17 protein-coding genes and 1 pseudogene are annotated in these 23,068 nt (G+C 62.8%); 14 read left to right on the top strand and 4 right to left on the bottom strand.

The genetic code is table 11. The annotated features are described in order from the left end of the window. Positions 1–53 precede the first annotated feature (53 nt). The gene (locus NE851_RS00345) at positions 54–1,061 is read right to left on the bottom strand and encodes a LacI family DNA-binding transcriptional regulator (protein ID WP_080759860.1); all 1,008 of its coding nucleotides are present in this window, start codon (positions 1,059–1,061) and stop codon (positions 54–56) included. A gap of 191 nt (positions 1,062–1,252) precedes the next feature. On the opposite strand from NE851_RS00345, the gene NE851_RS00350 reads away from it, so the two are divergent. From NE851_RS00350 to NE851_RS00410, 13 genes are all read left to right on the top strand, one after another. Next, entirely contained in the window at positions 1,253–3,178 is a 1,926-nt protein-coding gene (locus NE851_RS00350) for an ABC transporter substrate-binding protein (RefSeq protein ID WP_254955541.1), read from the top strand. Positions 3,179–3,279: 101 nt separating this feature from the next. Next, positions 3,280–4,266: an ABC transporter permease gene (locus NE851_RS00355; protein WP_097622494.1), complete on the top strand. Its 987-nt coding sequence runs from the start codon at positions 3,280–3,282 to the stop codon at positions 4,264–4,266. A 12-nt stretch (positions 4,267–4,278) separates the two neighbouring features. After that, complete coding sequence (locus NE851_RS00360; RefSeq protein WP_047614726.1) at positions 4,279–5,412, top strand: ABC transporter permease; 1,134 nt, start codon at positions 4,279–4,281, stop codon at positions 5,410–5,412. After that, entirely contained in the window at positions 5,402–6,451 is a 1,050-nt protein-coding gene (locus tag NE851_RS00365; RefSeq protein WP_127429925.1) for an ABC transporter ATP-binding protein, read from the top strand. Before NE851_RS00360 ends, NE851_RS00365 begins: the two co-directional genes overlap by 11 nt. After that, a complete protein-coding gene (locus NE851_RS00370; protein WP_179867785.1) occupies positions 6,451–7,509 on the top strand; it encodes an ABC transporter ATP-binding protein in 1,059 nt (352 codons plus the stop codon). Before NE851_RS00365 ends, NE851_RS00370 begins: the two co-directional genes overlap by 1 nt. Beyond that, positions 7,509–8,342, top strand: a complete 834-nt coding sequence (locus NE851_RS00375) for a 5-deoxy-glucuronate isomerase (protein WP_063475879.1) — start codon at positions 7,509–7,511, stop codon at positions 8,340–8,342. The genes NE851_RS00370 and NE851_RS00375 overlap by 1 nt, the downstream gene beginning before the upstream one ends. A gap of 69 nt (positions 8,343–8,411) precedes the next feature. Then, positions 8,412–10,277 (top strand): GH39 family glycosyl hydrolase, encoded by a 1,866-nt coding sequence (locus tag NE851_RS00380; protein WP_254955550.1) that lies wholly within the window; start codon positions 8,412–8,414, stop codon positions 10,275–10,277. 29 nt (positions 10,278–10,306) lie between these two features. Next, the gene (locus NE851_RS00385) at positions 10,307–11,125 is read left to right on the top strand and encodes a sugar phosphate isomerase/epimerase family protein (RefSeq protein WP_183902851.1); all 819 of its coding nucleotides are present in this window, start codon (positions 10,307–10,309) and stop codon (positions 11,123–11,125) included. 4 nt (positions 11,126–11,129) lie between these two features. After that, positions 11,130–12,146, top strand: coding sequence for a hydroxyacid dehydrogenase (locus NE851_RS00390; RefSeq protein WP_183902850.1), 1,017 nt, complete (start codon positions 11,130–11,132; stop codon positions 12,144–12,146). Further along, entirely contained in the window at positions 12,143–13,564 is a 1,422-nt protein-coding gene (locus NE851_RS00395; RefSeq protein ID WP_097622498.1) for an enolase-like domain-containing protein, read from the top strand. The genes NE851_RS00390 and NE851_RS00395 overlap by 4 nt, the downstream gene beginning before the upstream one ends. Then, a complete protein-coding gene (locus tag NE851_RS00400) occupies positions 13,561–14,349 on the top strand; it encodes an SDR family oxidoreductase (protein ID WP_063475884.1) in 789 nt (262 codons plus the stop codon). The genes NE851_RS00395 and NE851_RS00400 overlap by 4 nt, the downstream gene beginning before the upstream one ends. Continuing rightward, positions 14,340–16,082 (top strand): L-arabinonate dehydratase, encoded by a 1,743-nt coding sequence (araD, locus tag NE851_RS00405; RefSeq protein WP_183845086.1) that lies wholly within the window; start codon positions 14,340–14,342, stop codon positions 16,080–16,082. The genes NE851_RS00400 and araD overlap by 10 nt, the downstream gene beginning before the upstream one ends. Positions 16,083–16,111: 29 nt before the next feature. Then, complete coding sequence (locus NE851_RS00410; RefSeq protein WP_097630232.1) at positions 16,112–16,831, top strand: ribonuclease activity regulator RraA; 720 nt, start codon at positions 16,112–16,114, stop codon at positions 16,829–16,831. A gap of 267 nt (positions 16,832–17,098) precedes the next feature. Here the strand turns inward: NE851_RS00410 and NE851_RS35405 are convergent. The 3 genes and pseudogenes from NE851_RS35405 to NE851_RS00425 all read right to left on the bottom strand — a co-directional run. Next, positions 17,099–17,287: pseudogene (locus tag NE851_RS35405) on the bottom strand (hypothetical protein); the annotation flags it as partial. A gap of 640 nt (positions 17,288–17,927) precedes the next feature. Then, complete coding sequence (locus tag NE851_RS00420; RefSeq protein ID WP_254955576.1) at positions 17,928–21,074, bottom strand: efflux RND transporter permease subunit; 3,147 nt, start codon at positions 21,072–21,074, stop codon at positions 17,928–17,930. After that, a complete protein-coding gene (locus NE851_RS00425; protein ID WP_254955578.1) occupies positions 21,074–22,174 on the bottom strand; it encodes an efflux RND transporter periplasmic adaptor subunit in 1,101 nt (366 codons plus the stop codon). The genes NE851_RS00420 and NE851_RS00425 overlap by 1 nt, the downstream gene beginning before the upstream one ends. Positions 22,175–22,379: 205 nt before the next feature. On the opposite strand from NE851_RS00425, the gene NE851_RS00430 reads away from it, so the two are divergent. Next, positions 22,380–23,066: a response regulator gene (locus tag NE851_RS00430; protein ID WP_047614748.1), complete on the top strand. Its 687-nt coding sequence runs from the start codon at positions 22,380–22,382 to the stop codon at positions 23,064–23,066. Positions 23,067–23,068 lie beyond the last annotated feature (2 nt).

Genomic DNA, 23,068 nt, shown 5'->3' on the forward strand with positions numbered 1-23,068 from the left:
CATGATGTCGTCCGAAGACCGCTCACACGTTTCGGCATCATGCTCCGGGGCGTTCAGGTCGTTTCACGGATGATGAGCTCCGGCACGATGACGATGCCGTGCTGGCGGTTTCTGGTGGCGATGCGGCTGAGCAGCAGACGCACAGCTTCCTCCCCCATTTCCCGCTTCTGCACCCGCAAGGTGGTGAGCGCCGGAGACAGCAGTTCGGCCGTCGGAATGTCGTCGAAACCGATCAGGGCAATCTGCCCGGGGATCGAAATGCCGGCGGCCCGGCAGGCCTTCATGGCGCCGATCGCATTAAGATCGTTGTAGCAGACAAGCGCATCGATGCCGGGCGCTTCCGCCAGCAATTGCGCGGCCGCCGTCTGGCCGCCGGCGGCGGTGGGGTCGCAATAGACGATGCCTTGCGCCTTCAGCCCGTGGGCCGCCAGCGTCTTGCGAATTCCGACAAGACGGCTCTTGCCGCCAAACGAACTGCGCGGCCCGGCGATGATCGCGATCTTGCGGCGTCCGCGCTCGACCAGATGGTCGATGGCGCGCGATGCTCCTGTCTCGTAGTCGGTGACGATCGTCCCGGCGACCTCGTTGGGCGCCTCGCGGTTGATGAGTACCACGGCCCGGTGGGGCGCAAGCGCCTTATGCAAGGCGGCATCGGGCAGTCGCGGGCTGCAGACGATGATCCCGTCGACCCGATGCCTGAGCAGCGTTTCGATGAGCTCTTCCTCCCGCTTGCTGTTCTCGACGACATTGGACAGAAGCAGGTTGTAGCCGGCAGCGCTCGCGGCATCCTCGGCTCCCCGGATGACTTCGGGAAAAAACGGATTGGTGATGTCGGGAACGAGAAGGCCGATGGCCTTCGATCGATCGGACCGCAATCCGCGCGCAAAGGGATTGGGCCGGTAGTTGAGTTCGCTCGCCGCCAGAATAATCCGTTGACTGGTCTCCGCACTGGCTCCGCCCTGGTCATTGAGCACGCGCGACACCGTCATCGGCGACACTCCTGCGGCGCGGGCAACATCGGCGATGGTTATTTTGGATTCTGGCTCTTTAGGGCGGCTCAACGGGACTGTCTCTCGGAGGGGTTAGAAACTTACGATAACGATAACTAGCATAATTTCCCGGAAAGCCAAGCAACTCCGGCTCAATGCAAAGCAGGGAGAATCTCTTTGACAAGATTGTACGGTAACGATAACGTTCGAGAAAGAGGAGAATACGTTAACGATAACCTAGAGCGGAATATTGGGAGGAAAGAATGCAACACGTCAGAATCTTAGGACAGCAGGTTGTCTCGACCGTTGCCGCGGCGATCCTCATTGGCGCCGGCTGGGCCGGCGCCGCATTCGGCTTTGAAGAATCGCCGGAACTGAAGGCGCTGGTCGATGCCGGCAAGCTGCCGCCTGTGGAAAAACGGCTGCCCAAGGAGCCGCTGGTGCTCACGCCGCTTGAATCGGTCGGTACCTATGGCGGCACCTGGCGCACGGCCACCTTTGGCGGTGGCGACAGCGAGATCGAGCGTTCGATCGGCTATACGAGACTGGTCCGCTGGAACCCGGAATGGACCGAGGTGATCCCCGATATCGCCAAAAGCGTCGAGGTCAATGCCAATGCCACCGAATATACCTTCACCTTGCGCGAAGGCACGCGCTGGTCGGACGGCGAGCCCTTCACCGCCGACGATCTGGTGTGGTGGAACGAGAACGTGCTGCGCAACACCAAGATCACGCCTGCAGCGCCCGACTGGCTGACCGCAGGCGGGGAGACCGTCAAGGTCGAAAAGCTCGCCGCCGACAAGGTCGTCTTCAAGTTTGCCGCACCGAACGGCCTGTTCCTGATGAACATGGCCACTGTGCGCGGCTCCGATATTCTGGCAGCCGCACCGGCGCACTACCTCAAGCAATTCCACAAGGATTTCAATCCCGACGGTATCGACGCCCTGGTGAAAGCAGCCGGCGCAACCGACTGGGTCCAGCTCTTCAACAACAAGATCGGCTTTCCCGGCCGCTGGCGCGATCTCGGCCGCCCGACACTCGATGCCTGGGTGCTGACCGCGCCCTATAACGGGACCACGCAGGTCGTTGCCGAACGCAATCCATATTATGCCAAGGTGGATACGGCAGGAAACCAGCTGCCTTACTTCGATCGGATCACCATCGATGTGATGCAGGATACCCAGGCAATCATCCTGAAGGCGATCAGCGGCGAAATCGACATGCAGAATCGCTTCATCGAGACGACCGACGCCCGAACCGTGATCGTGCAGAACCAGGAGAAGGGCGGCTACGGCCTGTTTATCGCCCGGCCGGCGTGGTCGAACGCCCTGCTGATCACCCTCAACCAGACGCACAAGAATCCGGCCTTGCGCGCCGTCTTCTCCAACAAGGATTTCCGCATCGGCCTCAGCTATGCCATCAACCGCGAAGAGCTCAACCAGCTGATCTATGCCGGACAGGCTAAACCCTATCAGGCAGCGCCGCGTGAAGGCACCGCGCTCTACGACGAAAAGATGGCGACGCAGTATCTGGAATATAATGTCGATCTCGCCAATCAATATCTCGACAAGGCGGGCCTGACCAAACATGACGCCGAAGGCTATCGCCTCGGCCAGGACGGCAAGCGGATTACCTTTGCGATCGACGCTTTGACCGGAAGCCCGATCCAGGTGGACGCGCTCGAGATGATCCAGCGCTACTGGCGGGCCGTCGGCATTGACATGCAGCCGCGCCCGGCCGAACGTTCGCTGATTTTCTCCCGCCTGCAGAACAATGAAAACGACGGCTTGGGATGGGTTGGCGGCGGGGGCTACGATTTCCTCGGCCTGCTCGATCCCAAATGGTATTTCCCGCACGAATATGAATCGAGCTTCGCGACGGCCTGGGGCCTCTACTACCAGAACCCCAAGGATCCGAACGCTGAGGAGCCGAGCCCCGCTGCCAAGAAGCAGATGGATCTCTACCGGCAGGTACAGGAGGCGCCGACGCTCGAAAAGCAGCTGGCGGCGATGAAGGAACTGCTGGCGATCACCCGTGACGAATTCTACGTCATCGGCACCAACCTGGAGCCGGACCGCGTCGGCATCGTCAAGACCAATATGCGCAATGTCCCGAAGGTCATCCCCAGCACGTCATTCTACATGACGCCAGGACCGGCAAAGCCGGAGACCTTCTACTACCAGCAGTAACGGCACGCGACCGACAGCGATGGCGTCTCCGGGCGCCATCCCAGCAATACCAGCCCAGTCCCAATCATCCGGCGGCGATCGCCGATTGAAGGAGCTTGACCATGGCCGGCTTCATCATCAGACGTCTGCTTTATATGATCCCGATGATGTTCGCGATCTCAGTCGTGACCTTCATCATCATCCAGTTGCCGCCCGGCGACTTCCTGACCGCGATGACCGCGCGTCTGGCCTCCCAAAACGAAACGATCGATCCCGGCGTCATCGCCGGCCTGCGCGAACGCTATGGCCTCGATCAGCCCTGGGCGGTCCAATACTGGAAATGGATCAGCGGCATCCTGCTGCGCGGCGATTTCGGCCAGTCCCTCGATTGGAACAAGCCGGTCAGCGAGCTGATCTGGGCCCGCATGGGCCTGACGTTGGTGGTATCGGTCACCACGCTGCTGTTTGTCTGGGCGGTCGCCTTTCCAATCGGCATCTATTCGGCCGTGCGGCAATATTCGGCGGGCGATTACGTCGCCACCTTCTTCGGCTTTCTCGGTCTTGCCATCCCGAACTTCCTGCTGGCGCTGGTGCTGATGTATGTTTCGGCGCAATATTTCGGCCAAAGTACCGGCGGGCTGTTTTCGCCCGCCTATATCAACGCCGTCTGGAGCTGGGCCAAGCTCGGCGATCTCATTTCGCATATGTGGATCCCGGTCGTCGTTCTCGGCACTGGCGCCACCGCAGCGCTGATCCGCATCATGCGCGCCAACCTGCTCGACGAGCTCAACAAGCCTTATGTCGACATGGCCCGGGCCCGCGGCCTGAGTGAAATCCGGCTGCTGTTGAAATATCCGGTGCGGGTGGCGCTCAACCCGTTCGTCTCGACCGTCGGCTGGGTGCTGCCGCACCTCGTCTCCGGCTCGGTGGTGGTCTCCATCGTTCTCAGCCTGCCGATCACCGGGCCGCTGCTGCTCAACGCCCTGTTTGCCCAGGACATGTATCTGGCCGGCACCTTCATCCTGCTGATGAGCATGCTGACGCTGATCGGCACGCTGATCTCGGACCTGCTGCTTGCCTGGCTCGATCCACGCATTCGCAACGGCTGAAGGACGAGAGATATGACCGATCAAGCCATCGCGCTATCACCTGAACTGATCCAGAATTCCGACGCGGTCGCCGGGCAGTGGAAGCTCATTTGGCGGCGCTTCTGTCGCCATCGGCTGGCGCTGGCCGCTGGCGTCGTCATCTTCTTGATCTACATGGTCGCCCTGTTTGCCGAGGTTCTCGCTCCGGTTTCATCGCAGACCTATGATTCCCGCTACACCTATGCGCCGCCGCAGCAGATCAGATTCGCCGGCCACGACGCGGCGGGGCAGTTTCATCCCCTCTATGTCAACGGTTATTCGATGAAGGTCGATCCGATCGCGCTCAGCCGCAATTACGTGGCCGATCCGGCCGTCGTCATTCCCATCGGCTTCTTCGTGAAAGGCGAACCCTATCGGCTCTGGGGCCTGTTTAATCTGGACCGGCACTTGATCGGCCCGACCGAGATGGGCAAACCCTTCTACCTGTTCGGCGCCGACCGGCTGGGTCGCGATGTCTTCAGCCGGACGGTCCACGGCACCCGCGTTTCGATGTCCGTCGGACTGATCGGGGTCGCAATCAGTCTCATCCTCGGCATCATCCTGGGCGGCATCTCGGGGCTCTACGGCGGCTGGGTCGACGATGTGATCCAGCGCTCCATCGAACTCATCAATTCCATCCCGACCATCCCGCTGTGGATGGGCCTTGCGGCTGCCGTTCCGATCAGTGCCGATCCGATCCTGGTCTATCTCTGGATCACGGTCATCCTGTCGCTGATCGGCTGGACCGATCTGGCACGGGTGGTGCGCGGGCGCTTCCTGTCGCTGAAGACGGAGGATTTCGTGATTGCCGCACGTCTCGATGGCTGTTCGCAGATGCGCATCATCTGGCGGCATATGGTGCCGTCCTTCATGAGCCACATCATCGCCTCGGTGACGCTCGCCATCCCGACGATGATCCTCGCGGAAACTGCGCTCTCCTTCCTCGGCATCGGATTGCGCCCGCCTGTCGTGAGCTGGGGCGTGCTCCTTCAGGAGGCGCAGAACATTCTCGCGGTCACGAGCGCGCCCTGGCTGTTTCTTCCCGGTCTTGCGGTGATCGTCACCGTGCTCGCCCTCAATTTCCTCGGTGATGGATTACGCGATGCTGCAGATCCCTATGAATACTGATCCCAATTTCGCCGCCACTGGCGACCGGCACGGTGCTCGCGACCCGCTGATCGAGGTCGACGATCTCAGGACCCATTTCTTCAGCGGTGCGGGCACGATCAGGGCGGTCGACGGCGTCTCCTTTTCCATTCCGCGCGGCAAGACGGTCTGCGTCGTCGGCGAATCCGGTTCGGGCAAGAGCATTACCGGCCGCTCGATTCTCAACCAGGTTCCGCGCGGAGGGCGGATCGTCTCGGGAGCAATCCGCTACCGGCCGGATCCCGCAGCACCCTCCGTCGACCTGGCGGCGTTCGATCCGCGCGGCCGCGATATGCGGGCGATCCGCGGTGCCCAGATCGGCCTGATCAGCCAGGAGCCGATGGCGGCCCTTTCCCCCGTTCATACGATCGGCAACCAGATGGTGGAAGTGATCCGCCTGCATCTGAAGATGGGAAAGAAGGAGGCGCGCGAGCATGCCATCGAGACATTGGCTCTGGTCGGCATTCCCAGGCCGGCCGAGCGTATGGAAAGCTATGCCTTCCAGTTTTCCGGCGGCATGCGCCAGCGCGTCTGCATCGCGCTCGCGCTCGCCTGCCGCCCCAAGCTCTTGATCGCCGACGAGCCGACGACGGCGCTCGATGTGACCACCCAGGCCAATATCCTCGATCTGCTTGCCTCGCTGCAGGCCGAATTCGGGCTCTCGGTGCTGTTCGTGACCCATGATCTCGGCGTGGTGGCCGAAATCGCCGATGAAGTCGTCGTCATGTATGTCGGCCGGGTCGTGGAGGCAGGCGATGTCGACACGATCTTCCACGCTCCGGCCCACCCCTACACCAAGGCGCTGCTGCAATCGGTGCCGCGCATGCATGGACAACCCAGCGAACGGCTGGCGATCATCGACGGCATGGTGCCCTCGCGTTTCAACCGACCCCAGGGCTGCAGCTTTCATCCTCGATGCAAAGAGGCGAGGGCCGGCCTTTGCGACCAAAGGGATCCGCAGCCCGTCGCCATCGGCGACCGGCATGTCGCCAGCTGTCTGCTTTACGAAGGAGGACGATGATGGCCGATCCCATGATCCAACGAAGCCCTCTGCTCGAACTGAATGATCTCAGGATGCATTTCCCCATTCGCAAGGGCGCATTCCGGCGTGTGGTCGGCCACGTCAAGGCGGTCGACGGCGTTTCGCTTCGCGTCGAGGATGGCGAAACACTGGGGATTGTCGGCGAGTCCGGCTGCGGCAAGTCGACGCTTGCCCGCACGGTCCTGCGCATCTATCAGCCGACGAGCGGCGAAATCCGCTATCGTAGCCGCAGCGGTGGCACGGTCGATCTCGCCACGCTGTCCGGTTCCGCCCTCGACGAAATCCATCGCGACCTGCGCATCGTGTTTCAGGATCCGCAATCCTCGCTCAATCCGCGCCTGCCCGTCATCGACATCATCGGCGAGGTGCTTGCTGTCAACGGCATCGCCAAGGGGCGTGAACTCGAACATCGGGTCGCCGAGTTGATGCAGAGCGTCGGCCTGCGGCCGGAATATATGCACCGCTATCCCCATGCTTTCTCCGGCGGTGAACGCCAGCGCATCGGCATCGCCCGGGCGCTGGCGTCCAATCCGCGCCTGGTGATTGCCGATGAGGCCGTCTCGGCGCTCGATGTCAGCGTCCAGGCGCAAACCATCAACCTGCTGCAGGATCTGCAGGAGCAGTTCGGACTGACCTATCTCTTCGTCGCCCACGACCTCTCGGTCGTCCGGCACATCTCGGACAATATTGCCGTCATGTATGTCGGCCGGGTCGTCGAAAAGGCGCCGACGGAACAGATTTTCTCGCGCCCGCTCCACCCCTACACCGAAGCGCTGCTCTCGGCGGTGCCGATCGCCGATCCGAGGATGCGCCGCCACGGTCAACGCATCCGGCTGGCGGGCGAGGTTGCCGACCCCGCTCATCCGCCGCCCGGCTGCGCATTTCATCCGCGCTGCCGCTACGCCACCGGCCTTTGCAAGCAGGAGGTGCCGGGCTTGCGCACCGTCACCGCCGATGGGCACGCCGTGGCCTGTCACCACGCCGAATCCCTGTCGCTTAATCCTTTCGCCGACCGTACCGTTCCGGAGTTCAATTGATGCCTGAATTCATTCCACGCTCCGAGCAGCGTCCCATCGTGGATACCTCCTCCGCGACGCTCGATCTCATCTACTTCGATCTCGTCACGCTTGCCTCCAACAAGCAGGACATCCGGCGGCTGCCCGCGCACGAAAGCCTCTACGTCGTGCTATCGGGTCAGGTGGATATCGAGGTGGATGGCATCATGTTCGAAGCCGTGGGCCGGCGAGCCGATATCTGGGGAGGCGATGCGGACTCGGTTTACGCGCCCGTCGGCGTCAATGTCCGGATATCGGCTCGTGGCGCGCCGGCAGAGGTCGCCATCGCCGGCGGTCTCTGCGACACCCGCTACGCCCCGTTTCGGGTGACGCCGGATGAGGTCGATGCGGTCAATGTCGGTTCGTCTGACACGCACAGCCAGCGGCGGATCGTCCATCTGCTCGGCCAACGACAGAACGGACGCTGCGGCAACCTGCTGGTGAGCGAACTCTATGCCGGCGAAGGCTGCTGGTCCGGCTATCCCCCTCACAAGCACGATACCGAGGACGGCGATGTCGAGACCCGGCACGAAGAACTCTATCACTACCGCTTCCAGCCGGAGACCGGCTTCGGCAGTCAGATCACCTATGACGAGGACGGCCCGGTCAAGATCCTGATGACCCGCAACGGCGACACTGTCCTGGTCGACCGGGGTTACCACCCGACGGTCACCTCTCCGGGGCATCGCGGCTATATCTTCACCATCCTGGTCGGCAAGCATCGCCGAGGTCTGATCCAGCGCTTCGACCCCGCCCATCAGCATCTGACCAAAACCATCCCCGGCATCGATGCGATGCGCGACAAGTTCAAATAATCCGGCTCCTGGCCCCGTGTGCCGGCTTTGCGGCGCGCCGCCAAATTTCCGCCCAAGGAGAGACGACCCATGCGTGAACGTACGCGAATAAATATTGATGCCGGTGAAGCGGTGCGCCCGTTCAACCGGTTCTGGCGCGGCACCGGCTTTTCGCCGGCCGAGCTGCTGCTCGAGCCCGAGATGCGCCAGATGCTCGCCTATATCGGCGGCCTGCCGAATGAGGGCATCAAGTTCCTGCGTGTGCATTATCTCTACAATCTGCTGAGCGCAAAGGGCGGGGCCGGCTACGACTGGTCCCTGCTCGACCGCGCGCTCGACGTGATGATCGAACACCGCCTGAAGCCGTTCTTCGAGCTGATGGGCAACCCGTCGGGTGTGTTCACCGACTATGAGGATATGGATCAGGTCAAGCGCTGGCGCGATCTCGTGACGGTGACGGCAGATCGCTATGGCGCACGTTACGGCATGGACGAATTGCGAACATGGTATTTCGAAACGACGAACGAGGCCGACTCCGGCTGGTGGACCTATGGGATCAAGGGTTACACCAATTACTACGACGCCTGCGTCGCCGGCCTCGATGCCGTCGATCCCAGCCTGCCGATGGGCGGGCCTGGCACCGCCCGCACGCTCTCGCCGATCTTTCGCGCCCTGATGGCGCATTGCGACAGCGGCACGAGCTGCCTGACCGGCAACGGCCCGCCGCGCCTCGACTACATCTCGATCCACGAAAAGGGCGTCAATGGCAGCAAGGAAGATCTGACCCCGAAAACCAACGGCATCGTCGACCGCACGCTTCTCGTCGTCGATTATCTCAAGGAGAATCACCCGCGTCTCGCGGGCCTGCCCGTGATCAACGACGAATGCGATCCGCAGCTCGGCTGGAGCGATCATCATAGCTGGCACGGCAAAGCCTATTACGCCGGGATCATCGCCCGCATCATCGAACAGCACGACCGCCGCATCATCGCCCCGAAAGCGGCGAATTTCACCTTCCTCAGCAATGACCATGCCTTTATCGGCGGCTGGAGCCAGCGCACCATCTTTGCCTATTTCGGCCCGCGCAATTTCACCAAGGCGCAATGGGAGCACAAGACCGATCTCAGCACTGTGGTGACGGATGTCGATCGGGCGCCGCCCTTCGACATCATCAAGAAGCCCGGCCTGACATCGATGGAACTGCTCGCAACGCTTGGCGATACCGTCTGCAAGGTGACGGCCGAACCGCCGCTTGCTCCCGACCAGGATGGCCTGGCGATCCTGCCGACACGGCTGCCGGGCGGCGGTGTTTCCATCAGCCTCATCCACAGTGTCGATGCCATCAACCGTTCGGGCCGGACCGCCGTCCGCCTCGAGGTGAGCGGCCTGGTTCCTGGCCGCCATGCGCTTTGCCTGCTGCGCATCGACGAGGAATTCACCAATCCGATGGAGGTCTGGGAAGCCCAGCGCGACGAAAGCAACCCGCGCGGCCCCTTCGAGCCGGTCGGCGCGCCGCCGGCACCTGATGAAGCGCAGTTTGCCGAGCTGCGCCGGGCACAGGAGCCCGCCTTGCTGCATCCAGTCAGCGTCGTCGCCTGCGACGACGGCCGGATCAGTGTCGATCTCGATGTGCCGCTGCCGTCACTGACGCAGGTGCTTGTCGTTCCCGACACCAGCGCGGCCCCGGCTGCACCGACCGGCCTTGTCGTCGAACGCTACCTCGGTCTCGGCGGCCGGGAGGAGCGCATGCTGTTCTGGGCTGCCGGCGATGCCGGCCCTGCCATCTTCTACGATGTCCTGGCCAGCGCCGATGGCGGGACGTTTGAAAAGGTCAGTCCCGCGCCGCTGATCTCGACCGCATTCCTGCATATGTCGCCGCCGGAGGGCGTGCGGTATGCGGTCTGCGCCCGCGATGCATTCGGCCGCCGCAGCGAGCTTTGTATCGCCCGCTCATGAACAGCGCCTTTCTCTCTGGGATCTGATCCATGGATATCGCCTATTTCACCAAGACCCTGGAGGGCCTGCCGCTCGAGAGGGCGGCCGAGATCACTGCCGGCCTGGGATTCGATTGTGCCGATCTTCTCATTCGAGATGGCCATGCCGTTTCCCCAGACAGGCCGGACGAGATCGTCAAGGCCGTAAAACTCTTTGCCGCAGCCGGGGTGCGTGCTCCGATGGCGACCATCGATTCCACACGGCCCGACGATGCCGCATCCCGGCTTCTCGGCTGTTGCGGCGAGGCCGGCATCGGCCAGATCAGGCTTGGCTTCTGGCGTTACGACCCGTTGCGGCGCTGGCAGGTTCAGCTCGATGAGGCGCGGCGTGATCTCGACGGCTTCGAGCGCCTGGCCGAACGCTTCGCCGTCACGCTGACCATCCAGCTCCACGGCGGGACCCTGCACAGCTCGGGCGCGCTGGCGGTGCAATTGCTGGCCGGGCGAGATCCCGTCAGGATCGGCGCTTATGTCGATCCGGCCAATCAGATCATTCGCGAGGGAAGCGAAGACTGGCGTCTGACCCTCGACATTCTTGATCCGTGGTTCTGCTGCATGGGCGTCAAGAACAGCGGTTGGTTCCCCGGCACTTACGGAGCCCACGGCCAGCGCGCATGGCATTCGGACTGGTACGGGCTCGACGAAGGCATGGTGCCGTGGAGCGACATCGTTCGGCATATGGTGACGACAGGATTTACCGGTGTGTTGTCGGTGCATTCGCAATACCGGGTTCCCCGGCAACAGGCGCTCGACAAGGTCCGCGCCGATCTCGCCCATCTCAGGCGCCTGGTCGCCGCAGCGAAAGAGTAGAACCATGAACGAACAGGCTCCCGTCATTGCCGTATTGCTGACCGAAAAGACCCGCCGGATGATGCTGGACGATGCGGCGATAACCCAATTGAACGCCCTTGGCGCGGTGCGCTGGCCGGCCGGCGCCACAATCGACGCCGGCGATGTCGACTACCTGCTGCAAGGCGCCACCGCATGCCTCACCGGATGGGGCACACCGCCCTTCGACCCCGCCGTGCGCGCCCGCCATCCGCAGCTCGCCCTTGTCGCTCATTCGGCAGGCAGTGTCCGCACACTGGTCCCGGCGCGTCTGTTCGACGATGGCCTTCGCGTGACCCATGCCGCCTCGAAAATTGCCGCCTCGGTTGCCGAATTCGTCGTCGCCGAAGCGCTGCTCGCCATGCGCGGCATTCATCGGCTGCATCATCACTTGCGCAATGGTGGTGAATGGCTCGACGTTCGCGCCGCCGTGCCGCAGAGATTGCTGGGCGCCAGAACGGTCGGCATCGTCGGCGCCGGCTATGTCGGGCGGGCGGTGATGCGCCTGCTCGTTCCCTTCGGTTGCCGCGTGTTGGTCGTCGATCCGTTCCTGGATGAGAGCGAGGCCGCAGCCCTCGGCGTTGTCAGCGCCGGGCTGAACGATATGCTCGTGCAAAGCGACGTGATTTCCCTGCATGCGCCTGTCCTGCCCGAAACGCGCCGGATGATCGGTGCCCACGAACTGGCGCTGCTGCGCCTCGGCACACTCTTCATCAATACGGCGCGCTCGCAGCTGGTCGACGAGGCAGCGCTGCTCGCCGCGATCCGCTCCGGCCGTATCGAGGCGGCGCTCGACGTCTTTGACGACGAGCCGCTGCCTCCGGATAGCCCGTTCCGCGATCCGGCCCTGGCCAATGTCACCATTTCACCGCATGCTGCCGGCCATACTGAAGAGGCGCATTTCGCGCAGGGACAGACCATGGTGGACGAGATCGGCCGGCTGCTTCGCCGCGAACCGCTCCGGCATGAAGTGACCCGCGCCATGCTCGACCGGATGGCGTGACGGTGGACAGAAGTATTGGAGGTTCCGTGACTGCCCCACGCATCAAGATCATCGAGATCGACGCCTTCGAGCGCGATATCAGCCTGCGTCTGCCGTTCCGCTTTGGCGCGGCCACCCTTGAAAAGGCGCCGCAAGCCTTCCTCGGGGTCCGCGTCGAGGACGAAAAGGGGCGAACCGCCATCGGCGGCGCCGCCGAATTGATGGTGCCGAAATGGTTCGACAAGGATCCGGCGCTGACGCCGGCGCAAAATGTCGATCAGTTGCGCACCTCGATCCGTGCGGCTGCCGCTGCCTCGCTCGAACCGTCTCAGCCGACGACATTGTTTGCCGCAGCCCGCCTGAACGAGATGGAAACGGTGCGGCGCCTGCCTGGAAATCCGCTGGCCGCCGGTTTCGGCCCGTCGCTGATCGCCCGCGCCGCGCTCGATGCCTATTGCCGCCTTGCGGGACTTTCCTTCTTCGAGGCGGTGCGAGGCAATCTCGTCGGCATCGGCGGCCCGATGCTGCCCGGCGATATCGACGCGGACGCCGCCTCGGCGGTGCTGGCCGATCTTCGCCCTGCCGGCGCGATCTCGGCGCGGCATACGATCGGGCTTCTCGACCCGATCACAGAGGGCGATATCGTCCATCCTGTGCACGACGGCCTGCCGGAAAGCCTCGAGGCGGTGATCAGGCGCTATGGCAATCACTGGTTCAAGATCAAGCTTTCGGGCGCTATCGAGGCCGATATCGACCGCCTGCTGCGGATCGCCGCCGTGCTGGAGAGGGTGCCCGACTATCGGGTGACGGTCGACGGCAACGAACAGTTCGGCTCTGCCGAACAGCTTGCCGCCTTGCTGGAGCGGATCGAGGCCATGCCACAGCTCGCCAGGCTGCGCGCGGCCATCGCCTTTGTCGAACAGCCGTTCTCACGCGCGATCACCATGGAAACGCCGCTCGGGGCTCTCGCGGCGCAATTGCCCTTCCTGATCGATGAGAGCGACGACGGCGACGAGGCCTTCGCCCCCGCCCGCGGGCTCGGTTACACCGGCGTCTCCTCGAAAACCTGCAAGGGCATTTATCGCTCGCTCATGAAAGCGATCCGCATCAGAACCGGAGCGGTGCCGGGACTGTTCCTCTCGGGCGAGGATCTGACCTGCCAGGCCGGGCTTGCCGTGCAGCAGGATCTGGCGCTGGTGTCCTTGCTTGGCCTCTCCCATGTCGAGCGCAACGGTCATCACTATGTCGCCGGCATGCAGGGCGCGCCGCAGGCAGAGAAGGCGCGCTTTGCCGCGGCTCATCCCGATCTCTACGAGCAGGGTCCCGATGGACCGCTGCTGTCGATCCGCGACGGCCGGATCGCCATCGCTTCGCTCGGGGCCGTCGGCTATGCGAGCGGCGCCTTGCCCGATTTCGAAGCGATGACGCCGCTGTCATGAGGAGTGCTGCCGTGCCAAAGGGTATTGAACTGTTCGATCTGTCCGGCAAAAGGGCGCTTATCACCGGATCGAGCCAGGGCATCGGCTTCAGCCTGGCTCAGGGCCTTGCTGCGGCAGGCGCCGAAATCGTCCTCAATGGCCGTGATGCTGGAAAGCTCGCCGCTGCAGCCGAGGGCCTGGGCGGTGCCGGCACGCCGCCGCGGACACTTTTGTTCGATGCGACCGACGCCAAGGCCGTGCGAGCCGCCATCGACGCATTCGAGCAAGCCAGCGGGCCGATCGATATTCTGGTCAACAATGCCGGCATGCAGCATCGCGCGCCCCTGGAGGAGTTCGACCCCGAGATGTTCGAGCTGCTGATGCGCACGAACGTCTCCAGCGCCTTCAATGTCGGGCAAGCCGTCTCCCGCCACATGATCAAGCGCGGGCGCGGCAAGATCATCAACATCGCTTCGATCCAGACGGCGCTCGCCCGGCCGGGAATTGCGCCCTATACCGCAAGCAAGGGTGCGCTTGGCAATCTCACCAAAGGCATGGCGACCGAGTGGGCGCGTTATGGACTGGCGGTCAATGCCATAGCCCCCGGCTATTTCGATACCCCGCTCAATGCCGCGCTCGTCGCCGATGCGGAGTTTTCGAGCTGGATCGAACGGCGCACGCCGGCCGGCCGCTGGGGCAGGCTTGAGGAATTGACGGGCGCCTGTATCTTTCTCGCTTCGGACGCTTCAAGCTATGTCAACGGTCACATAGTTTACGTGGATGGAGGCATGTCGGCATGTCTTTGAAAGTGACGAAGACACGGGAAGACCTGCGATCGGCGCGCTGGTTCGCATCCGAAGACCTGCGCGGCTTCGGCCATCGCTCGCGCCTGATGCAGATGGGCTACGACGCCGGCGATTGGGCCGGCAAGCCGCTGATCGGCATCCTGTCGACCTGGTCGGATCTCAATCCCTGCCACGCCCATTTCAAGCATCGCGTCGAAGACGTGAAGCGCGGCGTGCTCCAGGCCGGCGGCTTTCCGGTGGAAATGCCGGCGCTGGCGCTGTCAGAGAATTTCATGAAGCCCACGACCATGCTCTATCGCAACCTTCTGGCGATGGAGACCGAAGAGCAGATCCGGGCCCACCCGGTCGACGGCGTGGTGTTGATGGGCGGATGCGACAAGACCACGCCGGGCCTCATCATGGGGGCGCTCAGCGCCGGGGTGCCGATGATCTACCTGCCGGCGGGGCCGATGCTGCGCGGCAATTATGCCGGCCAGCAGCTTGGATCGGGATCGGATGCCTGGAAATATTGGGACGAACGGCGCGCCGGAACGATATCCGATAAACAATGGGCCGGCATCGAGGCCGGCATTGCCCGTTCCTACGGCCATTGCATGACGATGGGCACGGCCTCGACCATGACCGCGATTGCCGATGCGATGGGTCTGACGCTGACGGGGGTATCATCCATTCCCGCGCCCGATGCCAATCATATCCGAATGTCGGCCCAGTCAGGACGGCGGATCGTCGACATGGTCTGGGAGGATCTGACGCCGGACCGGATCGTGACGCCGGCGGCGGTGCGCAATGCGGCGACGGTCGCCATGGCGACAGGCTGTTCGACCAACGCGGTCATCCATCTGCTGGCGATGGCGCGCAGGGCAGGGGTCGCGCTGACGCTGGATGATCTGGACGCGCTCGGCCGCACCACGCCTGTCGTGGCCAATATCCGCCCTTCCGGAAAGACCTATCTGATGGAAGACTTCTACTATGCCGGCGGCCTCGTGGCGCTGATGTCGCAGATCAGGGAGCGGCTGGATCTCAGCGCCATGACGGTTTCGGGCGAACCCCTGGGCGCGGCGCTGGCCGACGCGAAGGTCTATAATGACGATGTGATCCGGCCGCTTTCCAACCCGATCTACCCGGAGGGATCGCTGGCCGTGCTCAAGGGCAATCTGGCGCCCGATGGCGCGGTGATCAAGCCGGTGGCCTGCGACCCGCGCTTCCATGTCCATCAAGGTCCCGCCCTGGTTTTCGACAGCTATCCCGACATGAAGGCCGCAGTCGAGGACGAGACGCTTGATGTGACGCCCGATCACGTGATGGTGCTGCGCAATGCCGGGCCGCTCGGCGGTCCCGGCATGCCGGAATGGGGCATGCTGCCGATGCCCAAAGCACTGCTGAAACAAGGGCATCGCGACATGCTGCGGCTCTCGGATGCGCGCATGAGCGGCACCAGCTACGGCGCCTGCGTGCTGCATGTGGCGCCCGAAGCCCATGTTGGCGGCCCGCTCGCCCTTTTGCAGAATGGGGACATCGTCAGGATCGACATTCCCAACCGCCGGCTGGACATGCTGGTCGACGAGGTCGAACTGGCGCGGCGCCGTGCCGCCTGGGTGAAGCCCGCCGACCGTTTCGGTCGTGGCTACGGCTGGATGTACGCGTCGCATGTCAGCCAGGCCGACAAGGGCTGCGATTTCGACTATCTGCTGCCGGAATTTGGCCCGGCGGCAGGGGAACCGGATATTTTCTAGCCAGACATTTTCCAGGAGGACATGCAGGCATGACGACACTTTCGGACAGCACGCGCGACAAACTCATGAAGGTCAGCGTTGCCACCATCAGCACCGCGCTGTTCAAGCGCGGCCTGCGCAACCAGACCATTCAGGATGTGCAGCCGGTCGCCGGCAAAGGCCGGAACATGGTCGGCCCGGCCTATACGCTGCGGTACATTCCGGCGCGCGAAGACCTGAACACGCTCGAGGTTTTCCGCAATCCGGAGCATCCGCAGCGCGCCTGCGTCGAAAGCTGCCCGGCCGGGGCCGTGCTGGTGATGGACAGCCGCAAAAATCCGCGCGCCGCATCCGCCGGCTCTATTCTGGTGACGCGGCTGATGGTGCGGGGCGTGGCAGGCGTCGTCACCGATGGCGGGTTTCGCGACAGCCCGGAAATTGCCGGGCTGGGGATCCCCGCCTATCACAACCGCCCGTCGGCGCCGACCAATCTGACGCTGCATCAAGCGCTCGACATCAATGTGCCGATCGGCTGCGGCGATGTGGCGGTGTGGCCCGGCGATATCATGGTGGGCGACGATGAAGCTGTGATCGTCATTCCGGCCGAATTGGCCGACGAGATTGCCGATGAGGCGGTGGAAATGACGGCTTACGAGGATTTCGTCACAGAACGGGTGCTGGCCGGTCAATCGATCATCGGCCTCTATCCGGCAACACAGCCGGGCAATATCGAGGATTTTGCCGCCTGGCGTGCCAAGCATGGTCGTTAGACCTGGCGATTTTCAGGGATGGGGGTGGTTTTCAATTCGCCCGCGACCCGTCCGTCGATCCCGAAAGCCGGGTCAACGACGGCAGGACGCGCAGGCGGCTGACGCCGCCTGCGGGGGGAATACGTCCCGCGGCCTTGTTCCGGGGAGAGGAACTCGACCGAAGAGGTTGTCACTGAGATCGGCAGGAATCGCCCGTATCGGGTTGCGACCCTCTTGCCATTGCAACGCCGCCCATCTTCTCTGCCGCAGTGCGCGCCAAAGCAGCCATCGCTGGCCTTGCCCTCCCTTGGAAAGTTCGGGCTTGAAGGTGATCGTCGTGTGATCGTTGGATGAATGCGCTTCTGTGTCGGCGGTTTCCGGCTCGTTCAGGTCGTCGACGTGTGTGAAAATGACAGGGATGACGATGAGGCTGAGCAGCATCGACATCAACAGCCCACCGGTCACCGCGATCGCCATAGCCAGGGAGTGCTGGCGTGCAAGAGGGTATTGAACTCGATCTAATCCGGAGCATGTCATCAATCACCCCGTTCCACCAATTGAAATGTCTTCCGACAGAGCATCACGCTCTTTTCGAGCGTTTTCCATAGGGTCTGATTTGCTCCTAAGTCTCAAGAAATGAGGCGTTGTGCCGTAATGATTTGAAATATAAAACTGAATTACCATAATAAAGAGTGCGCTCAAGAAAGTATAACAATACTCATAACTTGATTTAAACTTGAGAATGCATCGCGAAGCCTCGGCAAGTATGACTTTCCGCTCCGCGAAGCGGCAACGCAGAATATTTCGATGTGCCTTGGACACACGACACTCCGGATTGAGCTGAGGTCGAACTCTAATAGCTGTTCGGATGTTAAGCGCGGTTAAGGAAGTGTAAAGTTTGGTAAAGATTCAAACGAGGGCAGTTGCCACCAACGCGATGCATGCCTGGACTTTCCACACGGTGCAGGACGCGCAGGCGGCACGATGCCGCCTGCGGGGGCATTACGTCCCGCGGTCTCGTTCCGGGGGAGAGGAACTCGACCGAAGAGGTTGACGATCGCCAGGCGTCGCCCTTATCGGGCGCGGGACCTTCTGGCCAATAACCCGGCGAGAGCAGTCATCTCTGACCTTGCCCCCGCTTCGAAAGCTCAGGCTTGAAGGTGATCGTCGTGTGATCGTTGGATGGATGCGGTTCGGCCTCGGCGGTTTCCGGGCCGGTCCGGTGAACGAGGCGCCTGAGCGCCTCGTTCAAGTCGTCGACGAAGGTGAAGATGACAGGGATGACGACGAGGCTGAGCAGCGTCGACATCATCACCCCGCCGATCACCACGATCGCCATCGGCTGCCGGAAGCTGGAATCGCCGCCTGTCAGGCTGAGGGCCACCGGCAGCATACCGGATGCCATGGCAATGGTGGTCATGATGATCGGTCGCGCGCGTTTGTGGCATGCATCCACAAGAGCATCGAACCGGGGCATGCCCTGGCGGCGCGACATGATCGCGTATTCGATCAGAAGGATCGAATTCTTCGTCACCACGCCCATGAGCATGAGCAGCCCGATGACGGCCGCCATCGAGAAGCTGGTTCCGGTCACCACCAGCGGCACCAGCGCGCCGCCGAGCGAGAGCGGCAGAGCCATCAGAAGCGTGAGGGGCTGCAGGAAGTCGTGGAAGAGCAGAACGAGGATCGCGTAGATGCAGAAAACCCCGATTGCCATCGCCAGACCAAAGCTCTGGAACAGCTCCGAACTGCGCTGGAGTTCTCCCTGTTCGACAAGGGTGACGCCCGATGGCAGATGCTGAAGCGCCGGCAGCGCCTGCGCCTCGCGGTTGACGTCGCCCAGGATGCGGCCGTTGAGCTCGACTGAAAGAGTGACATTGCGCATACGATCGATGCGGTCAATTTCCGACGGGCTGCCGCCGATCCGGATATCGGCAATCGACCCGAGATCGACATTGCCGTTCGTCCCAGACACCCGCATGTTCTTGATGTCGTCGAGTTTGGTGCGCGTCTCGGGGCTGAAGCGGACGACGATGGGAACCTGGCGCTGCGGCAGGTTGAGCTTTGGCAAATCGGCGGAATATTCTCCATCCGTCGCCACGCGCACGGCCTCGGCGATGGCGCTCGACGTCACCCCGAGCGCTGCTGCGCGGGCGAAATCGGGCGTGATCTGGATCTCCGGCGCCTGCCTGGCCGCGGTCAATGTCACCGCGCCGATGCCCTGAAGCGTGCGCAGCTGTTCTTCAAGCGCCGTGCCGGCGCTGTCGAGCGCGTTGGCGTCGTCACTGGCAAGGGTGATCTCGAGCTTCGTGCCGTTGCCGCCGCCGCCAACGGCGATCCGCACACCGGGAAGGACCGAGAGAGCCTGCCGGATGTCGTTTTCGATTTCCGACTGTTTGCGGTCGCGCTCGCCGATGGGTGGGAGCACGGCGACGATGGTCGCGGATCCGACGCTGCTCGAGGTGCTGGAATCTGGGCCGCCGCCCGAGGATGCGGAACCGACCGCGGAAAAGACATGCGTCACGTCCTGGAGCTTGCCGACGATATCGGCGGCCTGCCTTGTCGTGGCGTCTGTCTGCTCGATGGTGGCGCCCGGCTGCATGGTGAGCGTGATCTGGGCCCGCGCGTCGTCGGAAGCGGGCAGGAAGCCGGATTTCAGGAGCGGGATCGTGGCCAGCGAAAGCCCGACGACGACGGCGGTCACGGCCACCGTGGTCTTCCTGTGGTTCATGGCGGCTTTCACGACTGCCATATAGGCGCGCATGATGCGGCCGTCCTTTTCCTCTTTCGGATGGGCCTTCATGAAATAGGCGGCCATCATCGGCGTCAGCAGGCGTGCGACAACGAGCGAAACGAGGACGGCAACGGCGGCGGTGATACCGAACTGGCGGAAGATGAGCCCCGGTATGCCGCTCATGAAGGCCGTCGGCAGGAAGACGGCGACCAGGGTGAAGGTGGTGGCGATGACGGCGAGCCCGATCTCGTCGGCCGCCTCCAGAGCGGCGTCGATCGGCCGCTTGCCCATCTGCAAATGGCGGGCGATGTTCTCGACTTCGACGATGGCGTCGTCGACGAGGATGCCGACGACGAGCGACAGCGCAAGCAGGGTGACGATATTAAGGCTGAATCCGGCCAGGTACATGACGAGGAAGGTCGGTATGACGGACAATGGCAGCGCCACGGCCGACAGGATCGTCGCACGCCAGTCCCGAAGGAAGAGCCAGACGACGACGATCGCCAGGATCGCGCCTTCGTACAGCATGTGCATCGAACCGTCGTAATTGTCGAGGATCGGCCCGATCGTGCTGTAGGCCTCCTCGATCTGCACGTTGGAATGCTTGGCCGCAAACTCCTTCATTGCCTTGTCGACGTCCGCGGCGACACCACTGTCCGAAAAGCCGTTCGAGCGCTTGATCTCGACCGCCACCACCGGTTTGCCGTCGAGATAGGCCATCGAAGATCGCTCCGCGAAGCTGTCGGTGACGGATGCGACGTCGTCGAGGCGAACCTGCTGCCCGTTGGCCAGGGGAATTCGCAGTTCCTTCAGCGCGTCGACCGAGGCAACGGCGCCGAGCGTGCGCAAGGTCTGACGGGTGCCGCCAATCTCTCCGAGGCCACCTGAGGTATCGGCCTGAACCGATTTCAACTGCGCCGACACAGTGGTCGCCGTGACGCCGAATGCGGCCATCGTCGTCGGATCGAGGTCGACGTGAACCTCGCGATCGACACCACCGATACGATTGACCTGTCCAACGCCCGGCACCGAGAGCAGCGCCTTGGTCAGATCGTTGTCGATGAACCAGGAGAGCTCGGTTTCGTTGAGGACGGAAGACCGGACAGCATAGGTGACCAGCGCCGAATTCTGCACGGTGACTTTGCTGACGCTTGGCGTCTGCATCTGCGCCGGCAGATCGGACTTTGCGCTGTCCACGGCATTGCGGACTTCGTTCAAGGCGGTCTCGCTGTCCTTCTCCAGTTTGAAGGAGACGCTGATCGACACCGAGCCGTCGGTAATCGTTGTCGTGATGTGGTCGAGATAGCTCAGCGAGGCAAGATTGTCCTCGATCGTGCGGGCGACCTCGGTTTCCAGCTGCGAAGGTGCGGCGCCGTCGAGCGTCGCAGTCACTTTGATGGTCGGAAGATCCATATCAGGGAAGTTCTGCACCGCCAGATGCTTGAAGGCCAGCAGGCCGCCGACGGCAAGCATCGCAAAGAGCAGGATCGCCGGTACGGGATTGCGGATTGAAAATGCGGAAAAGTTCATCAGCCTTCTCCCGCGACTTTCACGAGATCGTTGTCCGACAGAAACGCTCCGCCCGACGTCACCACTCTCGCCGATTTATCAATGCCCGAGATGATCTCGACTTCGCCGTCATTGCGGCGCCCGGTCTCGACCCGCACCCGTTTTACCCGCTTGTCCTCGCCGACCGCAAAGACGTAGTTGATCCCGTCACGGAAAACGATCGCGGTCTCGGGAACCGTCAGCGCTGGCGTGGTCCTGAGTTCGACGGTGCCGGTGACATAAAGACCGGTGCGCGGCTGAACGTCCTGGGGAAGGGTGACATAGACGATCGCCCGGCTCGTATTGGTGTCGATCGAAGGTCCGACGAGCCTCACCTTGCCCTGAATGCGGCGTCCGTCCGGCCCGTCGATGTCGACGCGCAATCCTTCCGAAATGCGCGAGAGGTAGCGGGCGGAAACCTCGGCCTGCCATTCGACCCGCTGCTGGCGGACCATGCGAAACAATTCGCTGCCGGAGGAAACGACGGCGCCGAGCTCGGCCGAGCGCGAGGTTATCAGACCGTCATCGACGGCCGTGACGGTTGTCTGGTCGAGCTTGATCTTCTGGCTGTCGAGCGCTGCCTCTTCGGATTGGAGACTTGCCGCCGCGGTCTGTTCGTCGGCAAGATATTCGACGATCTTCTCGTCCGAGAGGGCGCCGGAGGGTTGAAGCTGGCGAGCGCGATCGGCATTGGCCTTTGCCTTTGTGAGGTTTGCCTTCGCGGTCATGACGGCCGCCTCCTGCTTGCGAAGATCGGCCTGCACACTGTCCTGCGACATCAGGACGAGGGTCTGCCCCTTCTTAACCACGGAGCCGACATCGGCCAGGATTTCGGTGATGCGAAGTCCGCTCGTCTCGGAGGCGATGATGGCTTCCTGCCAGGGTTTTAGCCAGCCGCTTGCCGGAACGGTTTCCGGCCAGTCCCGCTCAGCCGGCGCCGCCAGCGAGACGGTCAGGGCGGCGGCGGCGGCTTGATCCGCCACGGCACTGCGCAGCGGCAGCAGAAGCGCTACCGCAATAAGAGCGGTGGCGAATATTCCAGATGGTTTTCTCAATGATGCACTCCTTGTGGTCAAAGGCATCGCTGCCCTTTCCCGATCCGCGCCAACTTGGCGGATGATTGCCACTCATGCGCGCAACCGGCCTCGCCGCGCGTCCATGTCATGGCAGGATAAGTAACGGGGCGAACGTTAAGTGCGGTCAAGTTAGTGTTAAGATAGGTAAAACTCGCTCACGCGACGGTGTTTGTGCTGTATGGCTTCATCGAATTAATGACGGACGAAGTGAATGAACAAGGTTCTCCTCATCGACGACGATGCCGAGCTGACGACGCTTCTGCAGGAATATCTCGTTGAAGAGGGATATGACGTCGTAACGGATACGGACGGTCGCGCTGCCATTGCCGCTGCTGCCGGCAATACGGTCGATATCATCGTGCTCGACATCATGATGCCTCGGATGAACGGGATCGAGGTTCTGCAGAGGATCAGGAAGCTCAGCCAGGTTCCGGTGCTGATGCTGACCGCAAGGGGCGATGACGTGGACAGGATATCGGGCCTCAATCTCGGTGCCGACGACTATGTGCCGAAGCCATGCTCGCCGGGCGAACTGGCGGCGAGGCTGCGCGCCATCCTGCGCCGGGCGGGGCAGCCGGCAGCCGGCGCGTCGACCGACACGATCAGGGCGGGGCAGCTCGTGCTCCATCCGGGCAGCAGGATCGCCGAATGGCGCGGAGAAAGCCTGGAGCTGACCGGCACCGAGTTCAGCCTGCTCGAAGTGCTTGCCCGCAGCGCCGGCCAGCTCGTGTCGAAGCAGGACATTTCGAAACGGGCCTTCGGCAAGCCGCTGACCCCGTTCGATCGCCGTATCGACGTCCATATCAGCAGCGTGCGCCAGAAGCTCGGACTGAGGGAGGACGGGCAATCCTGGATCCAGTCCGTTCGCGGCCAGGGCTATCAACTTCTCGTGGACTGACC

Origin of the sequence: Rhizobium anhuiense bv. trifolii, from assembly GCF_024346605.1 — a bacterium.
Taxonomy (GTDB): Bacteria; Pseudomonadota; Alphaproteobacteria; order Rhizobiales; family Rhizobiaceae; genus Rhizobium; species Rhizobium anhuiense.